14 protein-coding genes are annotated in these 16,042 nt (G+C 37.3%); 8 read left to right on the forward strand and 6 right to left on the reverse strand.

Annotated features, from left to right (window positions below):
• Positions 1–23 precede the first annotated feature (23 nt).
• Positions 24–521 carry a plasmid mobilization protein gene (locus AC1RJ8_RS06345; RefSeq protein WP_492953113.1) on the reverse strand — a complete coding sequence of 166 codons (498 nt, stop codon included), beginning with the start codon at positions 519–521 and terminating at the stop codon, positions 24–26.
• A 1,464-nt stretch (positions 522–1,985) separates the two neighbouring features.
• On the opposite strand from AC1RJ8_RS06345, the gene AC1RJ8_RS06350 reads away from it, so the two are divergent.
• The 5 genes from AC1RJ8_RS06350 to AC1RJ8_RS06370 all read left to right on the forward strand — a co-directional run bounded on the left by AC1RJ8_RS06350 (position 1,986) and on the right by AC1RJ8_RS06370 (position 6,355).
• A complete protein-coding gene (locus tag AC1RJ8_RS06350; RefSeq protein ID WP_492953112.1) occupies positions 1,986–2,825 on the forward strand; it encodes an SDR family oxidoreductase in 840 nt (279 codons plus the stop codon).
• Between the two features lie 61 nt (positions 2,826–2,886).
• Positions 2,887–3,744 carry a helix-turn-helix domain-containing protein gene (locus tag AC1RJ8_RS06355; protein WP_492953111.1) on the forward strand — a complete coding sequence of 286 codons (858 nt, stop codon included), beginning with the start codon at positions 2,887–2,889 and terminating at the stop codon, positions 3,742–3,744.
• Positions 3,745–3,873: 129 nt separating this feature from the next.
• On the forward strand, positions 3,874–4,566 hold the full coding sequence (locus AC1RJ8_RS06360) for an NAD(P)H-dependent oxidoreductase (protein ID WP_492953110.1): 693 nt from the start codon (positions 3,874–3,876) through the stop codon (positions 4,564–4,566).
• A gap of 20 nt (positions 4,567–4,586) precedes the next feature.
• Entirely contained in the window at positions 4,587–5,141 is a 555-nt protein-coding gene (locus AC1RJ8_RS06365) for an NAD(P)H-dependent oxidoreductase (RefSeq protein WP_492953109.1), read from the forward strand.
• 92 nt (positions 5,142–5,233) lie between these two features.
• Positions 5,234–6,355: an aldo/keto reductase gene (locus AC1RJ8_RS06370; protein ID WP_492953108.1), complete on the forward strand. Its 1,122-nt coding sequence runs from the start codon at positions 5,234–5,236 to the stop codon at positions 6,353–6,355.
• Positions 6,356–6,819: 464 nt separating this feature from the next.
• On the opposite strand, the gene AC1RJ8_RS06375 is transcribed toward AC1RJ8_RS06370, so the two are convergent.
• Positions 6,820–7,653 (reverse strand): XAC2610-related protein, encoded by an 834-nt coding sequence (locus AC1RJ8_RS06375; protein WP_492953107.1) that lies wholly within the window; start codon positions 7,651–7,653, stop codon positions 6,820–6,822.
• Positions 7,654–7,736: 83 nt separating this feature from the next.
• Positions 7,737–8,219, reverse strand: a complete 483-nt coding sequence (locus AC1RJ8_RS06380) for a hypothetical protein (RefSeq protein ID WP_492953106.1) — start codon at positions 8,217–8,219, stop codon at positions 7,737–7,739.
• Between the two features lie 489 nt (positions 8,220–8,708).
• Here AC1RJ8_RS06380 and AC1RJ8_RS06385 point away from each other — a divergent pair, with 489 nt between their 5' ends.
• From AC1RJ8_RS06385 to AC1RJ8_RS06395, 3 genes are all read left to right on the forward strand, one after another.
• The gene (locus tag AC1RJ8_RS06385; RefSeq protein ID WP_493008035.1) at positions 8,709–10,445 is read left to right on the forward strand and encodes a sensor histidine kinase; all 1,737 of its coding nucleotides are present in this window, start codon (positions 8,709–8,711) and stop codon (positions 10,443–10,445) included.
• Positions 10,411–11,190, forward strand: coding sequence for a LytR/AlgR family response regulator transcription factor (locus AC1RJ8_RS06390; protein WP_492953104.1), 780 nt, complete (start codon positions 10,411–10,413; stop codon positions 11,188–11,190). The genes AC1RJ8_RS06385 and AC1RJ8_RS06390 overlap by 35 nt, the downstream gene beginning before the upstream one ends.
• Before the next feature lie 133 nt (positions 11,191–11,323).
• Complete coding sequence (locus tag AC1RJ8_RS06395; RefSeq protein WP_492953103.1) at positions 11,324–12,727, forward strand: TlpA family protein disulfide reductase; 1,404 nt, start codon at positions 11,324–11,326, stop codon at positions 12,725–12,727.
• Positions 12,728–13,675: 948 nt separating this feature from the next.
• Here the strand turns inward: AC1RJ8_RS06395 and AC1RJ8_RS06400 are convergent.
• The 3 genes from AC1RJ8_RS06400 to AC1RJ8_RS06410 all read right to left on the reverse strand — a co-directional run bounded on the left by AC1RJ8_RS06400 (position 13,676) and on the right by AC1RJ8_RS06410 (position 15,949).
• Entirely contained in the window at positions 13,676–14,014 is a 339-nt protein-coding gene (locus AC1RJ8_RS06400; protein ID WP_492953101.1) for a cyclophilin-like fold protein, read from the reverse strand.
• A gap of 138 nt (positions 14,015–14,152) precedes the next feature.
• Positions 14,153–15,340, reverse strand: coding sequence for an NAD(P)-dependent alcohol dehydrogenase (locus tag AC1RJ8_RS06405; RefSeq protein WP_492953100.1), 1,188 nt, complete (start codon positions 15,338–15,340; stop codon positions 14,153–14,155).
• Between the two features lie 9 nt (positions 15,341–15,349).
• Complete coding sequence (locus tag AC1RJ8_RS06410; protein WP_492953099.1) at positions 15,350–15,949, reverse strand: DapH/DapD/GlmU-related protein; 600 nt, start codon at positions 15,947–15,949, stop codon at positions 15,350–15,352.
• Between the last annotated feature and the right edge of the window lie 93 nt (positions 15,950–16,042).

Below are 16,042 nucleotides of genomic sequence, written 5' to 3' on the forward strand. Positions count from 1 at the left end.
CTAACTACATACGCCATAGCCACCTAACTGCCCATCAACCTTAACATTCTTCTGATTTCCATATTGAGATTTTTTAAAAGAAGCGAATGTTTATCAAGCTCTTTACTATACCGCGTAAAGATTACCGGCGAGAGTACTCGCTGCTTGTTTAGGATATTGGCGTACCTGGCCAGCTGATTGATATTATTTCCGGTCCTGGAAAGTTCAAGTCCGATCTGATCAATACTCTCCAAAACCGAACGCCCATCAAAAACTAACTGAACGTTGACCTCTAGCACCCGTTTTCTGATGATATCAGTCCTTTTTAAGCCCAGAAGTTTTTCAAGGGACACAATGAAACTAAATTCTTCCTCCGAAAACCTAACACTTATCTTTCTGGTTCTTTTGCCACCTTTCAGTTGAGGTCGCCCTAACTGTTTTTTCCTTTCTTCCATTCCGATATCATCTAAAAGAGAAAACGAGTTGCGAGTTTTCTCATCCCCAAATGCTCCGCTTTGGGGCAAGATTCTTTTTGTGGGCATAATCCCCGGATTATTGTCCGACAAAAAGACATCTTGCCAGTATAAAAAATCTAAGTATTTATTGGCAGCCCCTTCTATAATATTGAGCCAATTTCCTGTACCTGAACGATAAAAAATCAGGGCATAAAAAAAGGGGCCGAATGGCCCCTCCTACCTAAACTAAAAACAAAAAACAAATCTTTAATAAGGTATACCGGGATTACTCACGTAAGTCCATACGGACCTGGCCGTCGCCTGCCTCTGCGCTTTCGTCATATTGAAATGATCTCAACTTCGCAAGAATTTTCCGTTCCTCACGGAATAATGCTTCATCCCACAATTTCAAAGAACAGGTGCATGGCACCTATCTATTCCCGTTGGCATAAAAGACTATCTATTGAAGAAGATCTTTTACTTGATCATCTGGGACCGCATCTTCGACGACAGCACCATGGATCACGGTAATTTTTAGATTGTTATTCAGTTAGTCTTAAAACAGGTTATCCCGTTTCATTGACCAAACGTATCCAGTAATTTAGCGTGATGAAATTTTTGGCCTGAAATGGCCTGAATTGGTCGCAGTATGAGCCTAAAGTGACCCCAACATCTATAACATTGAAGGCAGAATTTCCGAAAGTGGAATAATATGGAAAAGAAAAATATTAGATTTTTTGGCAGGGACGAACCAATTACTATTTTCTAAAATGATAAAAAGATCAATACCTCTTTTTGAATTGACCTTGTTTAAGACCAAAAATAGTGTCGATTCTGAAAGTTTTAGCTTAAGAGATCTATAGTCCAAGTGTGTGCATGGGCTGAACGGGGCTACAATCGAACACTTAGCGCCTCTTTTATTCTTTATCAACGACCAAAATTCACTCAAAACAACTGATAATGAAACTGTTGAAAAAACAAAAAAAAAAAAAAAAACAGACTTCGAAAAACGATTACAAAACCATCCGGTAAAAAGGGAAAAACGAGGAGGGCCAAAAATGTAATTTTCAATCGAAAAAATAAGTGAACGGGATTTGATCGAACACTTTTAAGTTGAATAGTCATGAACCGATTTACTTACCATCGACTATCTTATTATCGATCAAAACCTGTAATGCGTCTTCCATTGTCTCCCGCATTGGACGGAAGCTTATGTTCAGTTCATTCTTTACTTTCGAATTATCTGCCTTCCAGGGGATAGTTATCGATTTTATTCTTAAAATAGCCTTACCGGTTTCATTCGTGTCATCCTTGATTTTACAAAATTATGCCTCGATTTACCATCTCTAACATTAATTGCTGCAGTTGTAACGCATTTCACTGATTAATATAGCACAATTGAATGAGATTTTAAGATCAGGCGGGAATCCTTCTGTAGATGGACGACAAAAAATACCCCAATCAGTAATTTGTTTCCTTTTTTGTAGTGGAATGTTTCTCCTGCTGGTCTTGACCGATTATACCTTTGTCACATCATTAAAATAAAAAACAATGAAGGAGAGCAAAGTTTGGTTAATAACCGGTGCTGGTAGTGGAATAGGATTGGAAATTGCAAAGGCGGCTCTTGCCGATGGCAATAAAGTTGTAGCAACAGGCCGAGATGCCAATAAAGTATCAAATGCTTTAGATAATACTACCGATAACTTGTTGGTGGTACAAATGGATGTGACTAACCCGAATGAAATCAATACGGGAATAAATTTGGCAATTGAAAAATTCGGGGCAATTGATGTACTGGTCAACAATGCGGGCAACTTCTATGCTGGCTTTTTTGAGGAGTTAAGTCAAAATCAGGTGGAACGTCAGATTGCAACCAATTTATTTGGCCCTATGAATGTAACAAGGGCTGTTTTACCCCTTATGAGAAAAAATAAATCGGGACATATCATATCCATTTCATCTACCGCTGCACTGGTTGGTTACGAACTGTGTTCAGCCTACGCTGCATCTAAGTTTGGATTAGAAGGCTGGATGGAATCCTTACAATTGGAAGTTTCCCCATTTGGCATAAATACTACCATTGTAGAGCCTGGTTTTTTCAGAACTAACCTATTGGAACCATCCTCCACAATATGGTCAGAACTTCAGCTTGAAGACTATGCTGATCGTATCGCAGCACTAAGGCCATTTTGGGAAAGTATGAGCGGAACACAAGGTGGTGACCCAGCAAAATTAGCTGTGGCGTTGCTTAAGATTACGAGTGAAGGCATACCTCCCAAGCGCTGGATGGCAGGAGCAGATAGCATTGCAGAAGCAGAAAGGAAAGCGAAAGAATTACTAGAACAAGCTAATGCTTATCGCGAATTATCTTCATCTCTATCGTATCAATAATGGCGCTAGCGAGAAGGTCCCCCACAAATAATTTCAAATAAAAATTGTCTAATTTTGTAAGATGAAATCGTTCAATGACTTCAAAGCGTTCAATGAATATATCGGTTTACCAAAGCCTTTAGACAATGATATTGACCTTGGATACTATGACCCACCTAGCATGCTCATGAAGTCAGAGCCTATAATGATCGACTTTTACAGAATTTCATTTAAGATCAATTTTGTTGACAAAACGGTACCTAACGCAAAGCCTGTTAATGCTGTGTTTTTCAACAGTCCCGAAATGTCCGGTGGATGGGACATAGAGCCTACTTACAAGGGAATGTATGTTCAACTGTCAAAAAAAATCATTGAAGAAAACCGGTTTCTGTTCAAAAATTACCTGGACTATGGACTACATGAGCCCTTGTTATTAACTGATAATGAAATCGTGGAAGTAAGCACCCTCTTTGATTTAATGATAAAATATTACAATAAGGAAAGACAAAATTTCGAGGTGCTGCTTTCTTATGTAAATGTGCTGGTTTCATTGGTGGAAGGATTTTATAAGAGACAATTTTCCACTAACCCGAAACAATACAATCGCATTCTAACCGACTTTCAACAAAGTCTGAAAGATTATTACAACCAGCCAGTAACCCAACTTCCCAATGTTCAATATTTTGCAGATAAATTTGGATTAACGGCCAACTATTTTGGCGACATCATTAAACACTTCACCCGAAAATCTGCCATTGAAAATATCCACGAATTTGTAATTAAAAAAGCAAAGGAACTGCTGGAAAAAAACAGGGAAATGAACAGTACTGAAGTGGCTTATGAACTAGGCTTTGAATATCCCAATTACTTTTCCAAATTCTTCAAAAAGCAGGTCAATCTAACACCAAAAGAATATCGGCTGCAAGCAATAAAAAAATAAATAAAAAAACGCCTTCTTCGAAAGGCGTTTTTCGTTATCAGTAATTTGTTTCTTTTTTGGCTGTAGTATTTACTCCCGTGCTATTTAAGAAGTTTCGACCTTTGTCTTATCATTTTTAAAGGCAAAATAATGAAAGCAAAAATCATTTTTATAGTGTTGATAACGATGTTATCATTCGGAACAAAATCGATTGCACAAACAACTTCAAAAGATGCAATTAACTCCAATACAGTATTACTTATCAATGCACATCTAACCTATCCTGGCCTGTCAGAGGGCAAATTGAATAAAGCCTTTTATGATAAGGCAAAGGAATTTTTTATTTCACAAAACTATAAAGTTTTAGAAACTAAAATCGAGGATGGTTATAACGTTGATGCAGAAGTTGAAAAACACATGCAAGCCGACATTGTAGTATTGCAAACACCGGTGAACTGGGAAAATACGCCGTGGATATACAAAAAGTACGTCGACGAAGTTTTTACAAACGCAATGCGAAGCCAAAAATTTCTTTCTGGTGATGGACGCTCAGCAACAGATCCTGCCAGACAATACGGGACAGGCGGAAAAATGCAGGGTAAAAAGTTTTTACTCTCTGCAACCTGGAATGCACCAGAAGAAAGTTTCAACGACCCCAGGCAAACATTTTGGAAAGGTAAGAGTGCGGATGATGTCTTATCAAACGTTACTGCAAACTATCTGTTTGTTGGGTTTACAGTAGTTCCCGGGCATTATTGCTACGATGTTTTTCATAACAAACACATTAAAGAAGATCTAGAAAACTATCCAGCTTATTTAGGAAAAATTTTAAAAGTCAAATAAATATTTTCAATATCACAACAATGAATTCACTTAAAAAAGTACTGTTAATCAATACCCATCTAACCTATCCCAATTGGAGCGAAGGCACGCTGAATGCCTCTTTTCATAAAACAGCCAAAACATATTTTGAAGAAAAAAATTATGAAATTTTAGAAACAATAGTTGAAGCTGGCTATGATGCCGATGAAGAAGTTGAAAAACACTTGCAGGCGGACATTGTAATATTGCAAACGCCGGTAAATTGGTTCGGTGCGCCTTGGATTTATAAAAAATACATTGATGAAGTTTTCAATAACGGGTTACAGGGCAAAAGATTTCTTGATGGTGATGGCCGGACAACAGAAGACCTATCGAGGCAATATGGAACCGGAGGAAACCTGAAGGGTAAAAAATTTATGGTTAGCGCCACTTGGAATGCGCCTTCAGCAGCTTTTGACGACCCGGATCAGGTTTTATTTCAGGGTAGAAGTACTGCTGATTTCTTTATCCCAATTACAAGCAATTACCGGTTCTGCGGAGTAGAAATTTTACCAGATTACAATGTTTTGACATTTTCAAGGATGGTGATATCGTAAAGGATTTAGAAAGTTATCCGACCCACCTCCAAAGAAATTTTAAATTAAAATGAGTCAATCAGATAAGGTAATACCAGATAAAATCAAAAATCATGGAGAAGAATAATTCAAGAAGAAATTTCATTCAACAATCTGCTCTTGCAGGAATGGGTTTACTGTTTGCCCCCAATTTGTTGTCTGCATCTAATAATCAATTCGAACATAAACAGGACCAAAAAGGAAATAATATGAAGACAAGAAGATTAGGAAAATTGGAAGTTTCAGAAATAGGCTTGGGCTGTATGAATATGGTCGGGAATTATAATCCACCCGCTAACCATCAACAGTCTATTAAAACTATTCGAACAGCATTCGAGAATGGCGTACGTTTTTTTGATACTGCAGAAGTTTACGGTCCCTACACAGATGAAACACTTGTTGGAGAAGCCCTTCAACCTTTTCGCGATCAGGTCAAGATTGCTACGAAATTTGGATTTGCAATCGATGGTACAATTGCATTAGACAGCCGATCTGAAAGAATTAAAAAAGTCGTTGAAGAATCTTTGAAGCGCCTGAGAACAGATCATATTGATTTATATTATCAGCACCGTGTTGATCCCAATGTGCCAATTGAAGATGTAGCAGGTACCATTAAAGAACTTATTCAGCAAGGAAAAGTACTGCACTTTGGCCTATCCGAAGCGAGTGCCAAAACTATACGCCGCGCCCACGCAGTTCAGCCTGTCAGCGCTGTGCAGTCAGAGTATTCTATGTGGACGCGTAATGTAGAATTAAATGGTATACTAAAAACCTGTGAAGAATTGAGCATCGGATTTGTACCTTGGTCACCCGTAGGTGCAGGATTTTTAACTGGTAAGTATGATACAAAAACAAAGTTTGATAAGACAACGGATTTCCGTGCTGGCTTTCCGCGCTTTTCGAAAGAGTTCTTGCCATTGAATATGCCTCTGATTGAATGGCTTAAAGGCTACGCTGCAACAAAGCATGCTACACCGTCTCAAGTAGCTCTTGCTTGGTTACTTGCAAAAAGTCCAAGCATTGTGCCAATTCCTGGGACCCGTACGGAAGAACACTTATTGGAAAATTTAGGTGCTCAGAATCTTAATTTGACTCAAAAAGATGTTCAGGACATTGATACCATATTATCTAAATTCCCTATTTACGGCGACCGTATGGGTGAAGCCCATATGAGTTCGATTGATTATACAATTTAGTAACGAGAGCAAAGGATAATTTCAGAAAAAAATGTTTTACAACCGGCATCTGGAACCATGTCTTTATTAATGATTTAGATGAGGTAAGCCAGTGAGGGTGGCGCGATACAGATTAAAATTAGGTCCCTATTTGGGGAGGGTACGGAAAAAGTCCCTGAAAAAACGTTGTATTAAGCATTGAGTAAAAATGGCAGATAGGCTCTTTTAGAATCATCTAATTGCAAAATAAAATTTAGAAGATTGCGAATATCATAAAGAAAAGGGCTTATGCAATCAAAAATTCATAAGTCCTTTTTCATTGCGTAGTTTTTCAGTGCCCTCCAATTTGGGTCACCATTTTTTTTACCTGTTTTGATGTGTTTTAAACAACTTCTTAGTGTAGATTATATATTTCGGGAACAGTGATTCTTCGTCACTTTTGGTGTTAATCGTTCCAATTCCGGGTAAGGGAAATATTTCACATTTTAGTGAGAATGTTTAGTTGATCTTAGCCAAACGAGATTATCGTGATTGGAGAAACTGTAAACATCCTTCCACCAGGTCGCCCCTCCGCGGCATGAGGACATTAAAAGCCTGTTCTTTTTATCCAGTGCCACATCACAAAGGCCTGAACATTTCGCCTGGGGCGCATTGGGCTCAGCCAGTAGGTTAAAACGCTTCGATCTGGGATTATAAAGATAGATACTGAAAGTCCGATAGACGCCCATGCCCGCGTCCGGTATGGAAAATGCAACGTCATCAAAGCCATCGAAATTGTAATCGGCAATCGTGGCATGCAGCTGGGGATTGGGATGGTCAAATCCCGGAAGCTGGCTGGTTTTTGTGCTGCCGTCGCTATAGCTGAAGATCAGCAGGTTGTCAGATGTATGCCGGAAGGAAATCAGCACGTCATGGAGAAGATACTTATCAATCCTTGCCTCGTCTCTGGGTACTATGATCTGCTCCAGCTGAAACTGCCTACCCTCTTTACCTCTTTTGTACCATATCCCTGACAATTTTCCAGCCTCCCGGGTAAGTCCGTAGCTGCCGGCAGCCTTTCCTCCAATTACCTCGTCCCACACATAGGTCACTTTGGATTGCGCTGATTTTCCCTGGTTGTTCAGGGTTTTTAGCCGAAGAGGGATAAGGCCTTGCTGACCACGATATTGGACAAATGCCCCCTTACCTTCAGTGCCAAAGTAAATGTCCAGGCTGAAAGGCTTCGCTGCATTTGTGGACTTCAAAGAAAAGGGCTGGGCCAATGCCTGGGAAAATAATAATACCAGTATGAATACGGAGGGCAACTTCTTTAGCATCATTTTTTATTTTATATCTCTCTTTGGCATTTATTGTGCCATCAATTTTAACATATTGTGGTATTGGTTTATTGTACGAATAAGAATTAGCGCTTTTTATCTCTTTTTTCATATAGTTCAAATATTTTATCAACCTCTCTGGACACTGGATCATTTTCAAAAAGAGCATTTTTTAAGGTAAATTTTTTCAGGAACGAAAGTGCCTCAAATGAGACATTTAACATTTGAGAATCATCAATATAAAAATCGCCCTTTTCTTTAATTCCCAAAATAACCATCCAGTAGAAACGTGGAACTTTTGTTTCCAGCTGATAATTGTTTTCAAAATAGTCATCGAAAGTAAGTTTTAAATTTCTGATACTGTAACCTGAAAATGTTGTAAGTTCCAAAGCAGATTTAAGACGTTCTGTAACAATAAAAACAGGATAGATTTCCATCAGATCATCTCCCAACCAATCTTCCAGGTTGATATGCAAATCCGTAACAAGTGGTGGAACGCTGGATTTTCCAATATTAGTGTCTTCTCCCAATCCTACAATTACTTCTGGTTCAATTTTAATATATTTCATAACAACTATTTAGTGAATTAAAGGACGATCCGCAACGGGAATTTAAAAAATCTGTAAAGGACTAGGAGACAAAAATGATATTTTTCTTCTAAAACTCGGGTTCTAATATAGATGTTAAAAAACATCAAAAATCCGCATTAAAAGGTATTCAAGCCAATTTTTTATAATTTCTCGTGTCAACGAATCCACGAAATTTGCTTGAATCTTCTAAAAAGACTTAAAATTCCACGTAGATAATTACACATCTACACACCTTTTTTCAACCCAAAATTCGGTGCATCCTTCAACCTTTGACCAATTTTTTGGAGGAGTTTGGGCGGAGTTTTTCATTTAACTTTATCATCATTCTAACTCGACAATTATCTCAAAATAATTTAAAATGCTAAACTAGATTCTCAACAGTTCCTACCAAATTCTAAATCATTGTTGTTCCAATCGTTTATTTATAACAAGTTTGTATGACTTAACGAAAAGCAGGCTTTACAACAAATGACTGATCAGTTCAATCGCAAATTATTGTGGATATTTCTCCTTCTTATGATTTCACAACAGGCAGTTGGGCAACAACAATCTTTTGGGAAGAATTTTATTTTCGAGGTTATTGGCACTGAAAGAAAAACAATGGTTAAACAGCCATTTGTATCTGCGGTCAGTGATACTTCACTTTACAGCATTTTTTTAAAATTCCAGAGTAATAAGAATGACGATATCATCAAGATGGCACCCAAAAGTCCACTTTTACTAGGCGTAAAATTAAACCCCAGTCTCCAAAAATACTTTTCTGGACCTGTATACTCACAAACCAAAGAATATCCGGTTTACCTGATTTCAGATTCATCGGATGCCATTTTAATATCGATGGGAATTACAAAGCATAACTACAAAGCATATCAATATCGGATAGTTGAAAATGATAGCTTAGAGCTTGTAAAATGGTCGCCCATTCCCAATCTTGAACAAAAATACGGAGCAAGACAACCTTATGGTGCAATAGGTAAATTCAATTATCCAGGCAAAAAAATCATGGTTGAAGTAGCAAACAAAGATAACTACAGTTTAAGAGATGGTGTAGTATTCGATTGGCGCATCAATTATAAACCTATACTTGAGCAAATAGTAATTTCAACTCGTCATTCCTATTTTAACTTAAAAGCTGAACATATAAACAAGGGTTATGCAAATTGGTCTTCTCTAAATAACCTTCCACAGAATTTCAATTTCCCTATAGATAGCGTAAAAAGGATACTTTTCAAATTTAAAAAGGAGGAAACTCTAGTTCATTCGGCTCGGTTGATCAGGAATTTTGAAGGTAAGAAGGATACGCTTTGGATAGGATTTTTAGACGCTCAAGGAAATATTGAATTAGAAGAAACCTATTTTAAACGACCTGGAAATTACGACTTTGTAGTACAACAACAAACAAAACAGCCAAAATGGACAGAGGCAAGTTTGGTTAGGATTTCTTTCAATGTAACAGCTGCTTCTTTGCCAAACTTCAACTATTGGTTACCTTATTTAATAGGCCTTATTTTATTCACTATTGTTGTATTTTTTGTTTACCGCAAATACACTAAAGATAAACTGAGAAAACTTAATAGACAGCGACAACAAGCTCAACTTCAATTAAAAACGGTTCGGGCGCAACTTAACCCCCATTTTATATTTAACGCGCTCAGTTCAATTCAAAATCTGATTAATAAGGATAAGATTTTAGATGCTAATATTTATCTATCGAAATTTGCTGGACTAACAAGAAAAGTACTGATAACCAGTGAACAGGAGATGATTTCCCTGGCAGAGGAATTAAAGATTGCTGAAGATTATCTGCAACTTGAACAACTTAGATTCGGCTTTACCTACGAGCTTAATGTAGCTGACACGTTGAATACTGAAAATATTGATGTTCCTGCTATATTGCTACAGCCTTTTATCGAAAATGCGGTAAAACATGGTATTTCTAAGTTGAAAGAAAAAGGATCTATCTCAATTAACATTTTAAGTGAAAACTGCAATCTGAAATTCATTATTAAAGATAATGGCAAAGGATTCTTGCTGCCTGAAGGAATGGAGAAACCTGGCTCCCTCGGATTAAAATTATGTAGGCAAAGATTGGATCTGCTCAATCAGGTTTTTAAAAAACAACCTGCAACATTAAAAATACAATCAGACGAAGAAGGAACTGTTGTAATACTTGAAATTAAAAACTGGATATCAAATGGAGATTAGAAGCGTAATCATAGATGATGAGCAGCATAACATTGAAAATTTGCAAATTATATTAAATAAATGGTGCAGAGATATCACTGTTGTTGCGGTGGGTACATCTGTTGAAGAAGGAATAGAAATCCTCAACACCCATCAACCCGAGCTGCTCTTTTTAGATATACAGTTACATGATAAATCTGGATTTGAAATCCTGAAATCATTAAAAACGATTGACTTCGGAGTCATCTTTGTTACTGCATTTGATCAATATGGAATTCAGGCCATTAAGTTCTCTGCGCTAGATTACCTTCTTAAGCCTATCAACATTATAGAACTGCAACAGGCTATAAAAAAGGCAAAAGAAAAAATAGCTTCAAAAAAGCAGAACCTCAACTTGAAGAATTTATTGGATTATATCAATAACAATAGAACCAAATCGCAAAAGATAGCCTTGCCTACCCTAAAGCAAACATACTATGTTAAAGTAGATGAAATTATACGATGTGAAGCCTCAAATAACTATACCACCTTTTATCTGAAAAACTCATCACCTATTATGGTTTCCAAAACCATAAAAGAATTTGTAGAGCTTTTGGCGCCATACAACTTTAAACGTTCACATCAATCTCACTTGGTAAACCTAGATTATGTTAAAAGCCTCCAAAAAGAAGATGGCGGCACTTTATTGCTAGAAGATGAAACGATAATTCCCATCTCCCGACAAAATTTAGAGCAAATAAAGGCAAGCCTGAAAGCCATGCGTTAATCAGCTCAACAATCATATAATCATCAATTTATAATGCTTAAAACACTGAAAAATGGGTGGCAGCGATTACCTATATCCGAAAAATTAAGTTATGAGACGAAACATAATCACCTTTTTGCTATTTTATTTGGCAATGAACAATTTACTTGCCCAAACCAGCGCTAAGCGGGTAGTTATTACAGGCAAAATCATTAATCGTACAGCTAGCACGCCAAAAGTTCTTGGCGTTAATTTTTTAAATCCCTTTAACAATACCAGAAAGAGTGCCGAAATAGATAGCCAGATGCAGTTTGCTGTAGAAGAAAATATGCTGTTTACTCAAAACATGACCCTAGCCTACAATAATACTTTTATCAATTTGTACGTGGTGCCAGGAGACTCTATACACCTGGTAATTGATGCGGCTTTATTAAATACGCCTAACTTCAAATGGTTAACTATTTCGGGTGATCATGCCAAAATAAGTACCCAGTTAAATCTACTTCATTATTATTTAAGTCAACTTCCCTATAAAAAATACAGTTATGCATTGTCTGCAACTGAAATGCTAACAGACGCTAAAAAGGATTATTCGCGTTACTTAACAGCAATTAATGACTACGCAAAACAATATGATATAGATCCTATGATTGTTGATTTTGCTAAAAGAGATATCAAGTATGGGATATCCAATTGGATCTCTGATTATGTAAATGAAGGCACAGACTCAGTTGTAAGCAGATCTGAAAGAATAAACATGTTTAAGGATCCTTTCTTTGAGTTTGGCATTGACACCAACTTTGTATCGATGATGTATCCCTATCATCTTCAAAACTATGTGTCTTGGAAAACTCGAACTGACAGCTCAATAATAAAGGCGATTAAATCAGGACAATTTAAACAAGCTTTAACATTGGGGGCTGAAATCTTTTTTAAAGAACCTTCCAGCATTAGTCGGGATTACTTAATGTTCACTTTCTTTTCTACTCAATTAAAGAAAACACCAGCACTGCAAGATGAGCTGTCTTTTATGAAGAAATATTTTACTGATCCTGCTTTATTTCACTACCTCGAACTTCTTTCAAACCGCATTGGAAATGTGGTTGTAAAGCCGACAGCATTGACTAAAATGCAGTATCTAGATAATGAAAACAAGGTTTCAACAATAAAAGACCCAGACTTTTTAAATTTCCTGTCAAAAAAGTATGCTGGTAAGGCTATCTATTTGGATATCTATGCAACATGGTGTGTACCTTGTCTTAATGAAATTAAATTCACGCCGGCATTGCATCAAAAGTTTCGGGACAAAGATGTGGTTTTTGTAAATCTATGTCTGCAGTCAACTGCTAAAAACTGGATAAAGTTAGTAAAAGAAAAAAACATAAAAGGTGAAAACTATTTCCTTGATGATGATGAGTCTAAATTACTGATGGGCAATTTTAATATTGGTGGCTTCCCCACCTACCTATTGATTGATAGCAAGGGTTCTATTAAGACAGCAAACGCCCCCAGACCCTCAGAGTTGGAAAAGCTGGAGAAAGAGATTGAGAAACTGTAGAAGATGGAAGATATATGATTTACCCAAAGGTATCAAGAGTGTAAATAAACTGTGTCAAAGTTGAAATTACTAACTTTAGATACAGTTTATAATGACGGGAGAAAATCAGCTGATGAAAGGGTGGGCAACATAGGTTGAATGTATGATTTTCCTGACATACCCTTTCCGTGGCTGAATTTTTGGCTGAATGAAATTAAAAAAGCACCAATTTGACCATCAAAGGTGATTTTAGCACTGTTAATGGGAATTGCAATATTCTCCACTAACGTCAAATTTGAAGCCAGTAAGCTGTATTTAACTGATATCACCGGCTCTTGAAGTCAAAACTCAGACAAACGCCAAAACAAAAAAACTCATAAATAATTTGAAAATAAAATATTTATGAGCTAAGCGGAGAATATCTGATTGAATGGTTCGCCTAATATTTCTCCTTAGATGCCTTTTGGATACTCTGAGAGGGGTTTTACTTTTCTCATTTCGCTATTTTTAGGGGGTATTTGGCAGACTTTTGTCAGACTTTTTACCCTTGATTTCTATTCAGAATTAAGAAAAAACACCTTTGTTTGCAAGGGTGGAGATTTCGGCTTAGTTGACCAAGTGATTCCGTGTCGGATTGACCAGTTTTAGAGAAGACACGACTTATCCCTAACCTATTATTTATTAGTCTATTGTAGTGGTCAGTTTAAACCGAAACATACTGATCCTAAATTCCGAAACGATATGGTCAAAGCTAACGAAATTTCCACTTTGTTGATAATCTTATGTAAATCCGGATCTGTATCTGCTAGCGTATCCAACTGTTGCTCCATGAGTGCCTGAATCTTCTTAAAACTTTTTTCATTGCTTATCATATATCTTATGTTCGCGATACTTTTGCCTTTGCTTATCGTTATTCAAATCCGTAAATTGAGATTTAATACGCAGTCATGGTAACGGCGAGTGGGATAATTATAATTCAAATTTTACATTCACGTCACCTGAACCCAGTGCTGCAACTAGTTCGGCAGAATTGTCAATCCTACCAAGCCTGGTATAACTGTAGGAGGTTTGTAAGTCCTTGTAAAATATGACTACGCATTTGTTTCCGTATAACATCAGATCTCCTGCCTGGATTTTACCTCCGGGAGATGAGCTGACAGGTAAATTTTCTGGGAGATAGTAAAACTTTTCGTTTTTATTCAAATCTTCCATCCTAATGTTCAGGGGAAACTTTGCCTTGAAAGCATCAGCAGCTTTAGTGTTACTTAATGTTGCTGTAAAAACTTTGGATCCGATTGTTATTTTCATCTTACCTTTTGTTTGATTATCTGTGGTGCTGACTGTTGATACATGATCTATCCAAAGTTCGCTAACAGGGGCTACCATGCTCAAAGAGAAAAAGGATATCGATATAATTGTCAACTGTAAGTTATTCATAACCTTCAATTAGAATGTACTCGCATCAATAACGTATCTGTACCTCGCTTTTTTGCTGACTACTTTGTCCCATGCATCATTTATCTCTGAAGCTTTAATAACTTCTATCTGCGGATAGATTTTATTGTTGGCACAATAATCCATTACCTCCTGTGTTTCGGGAATTCCACCAATTAAGGAGCCGTTGAAATTCACCCGGTTGAAGATCATATTGAAATTATTTATGGTCAGCTCCCCGTTGATGGGCTGCCCAACCTGTGTAAAATATCCGTATTTTTTCACACAATCTATATAAGGTGACATTTCGTATGCATATGGAACAGTAGAAATCATAAAGTCAAGTTTCCCTTTATATGGTTTTAGATCTTCTGTAGATTTTACAACAATGACTTCTTTTGCCCCGAAGGCCTTGATGTCATTTACTTTTGAATCTGATGTGGTAAATGCGTAAACCTCAGCACCTTTGGATACGGCTAACTTCACGGCAATATGCCCTAAGCCACCAATTCCTATTACACCAATCTTATCCCGTTTTTTGAATTTAACTTTCATCATTGGTGAATAGGTCGTTATGCCGGCACAAAGCAATGGCGCAGCATATTTCAGCTCAATACTTTTAGGGATTTTTATTGCAAAGTGCTCTGTTACAACGATATTATTGGAGTAACCTCCCTGGGTAATCCCACTAGGCGAGGACTTTTCCGGAACGCCATAGGTACCTATCATTCCTCCAGTCTCGCAATGATGTTCTTCTCCGCTTTTGCAACTCTCGCATTTCATACAACTATTGACCATACACCCTACGCCAGCCTGGTCACCTACTTTGAATTTGACAACATTTTTTCCTACTGCTGTCACGATACCGGCAATTTCATGACCTGGAACCTGAGGATATTTTTGTTCGCCCCAATGTCCTTTGATCGTATGAATATCTGAATGACAAATGCCTGAATATTTAATTTCTATCAGAACATCATTATCGCCCACTGGTCTTCTCTCAAAGTTCCATGGAACCATTTTTCCGGCTACATCTTTTCCCGCGTAACCTTTTGAAATAATATTGGTAGTCATATTTTCTTTATTGTTATTTGAAATTGCGAAAACTTGTAACGGACCGGCAAGTGCTATACCAGCCCCAGCAATTCCTGCCTGTTGAATAAATTTTCTTCTCGAATTATTCTTTTCTGATGATTTCATGTTGAACTTTTAAGTGTTAATTTCCTTAATAATTTTCGCAGGTATTCCACCGACAACGGAATTGGCTGGAACGTCTTTATTTACTACTGCTCCTGCTGCGACAACGGCATTCTCACCAATTGTAACGCCCGGTAGTATGGTGACATTCGCCCCTATCCATGCATTTCTTTTGATCAGGATAGGTGTGCAAATCATCCCTTTTCTTTCCTGCGGTGACAAGGGATGATTTTCGGTAATAAGACTTACTTTGGGGCCAATCAAAACATCGTCTTCGATGGTGATTCCACCTAATGCGAGGAAGGTGCAGTCAAAATTGATGAAAACATTTTTACCGATGTTAATGTGTTTTCCGCAATTGATATACAAGGGTGTAAAAACTGCAACCTGATGAACCTCTTTATCGAGAATCTTTGATAGCATGCGTGAAATTTCAAGAGGATCGGCTGAATTATTCATCTCATTGAGTAACGCTTTAACAGCGAATGCTTCATCCCTTAACCTGCCTATCTCAGCATCGTTTGGAAGAATGGCCTCACCGGATAATAGTCGCTCAAAAATATCCTTTTCAGCCTCCCCTGGATGTATATTGTAATGTGAATCTGAAATCATGATAGATTTAATAAACAAATACAAAGTTAGTTACCCCAGAAAGGCGGGGGTAATGATTATCAAACCAAAGGTTAAGAATTTCAAACCTATTGC

Source organism: Pedobacter sp. GW822-FHT03F06 (assembly GCF_058801365.1).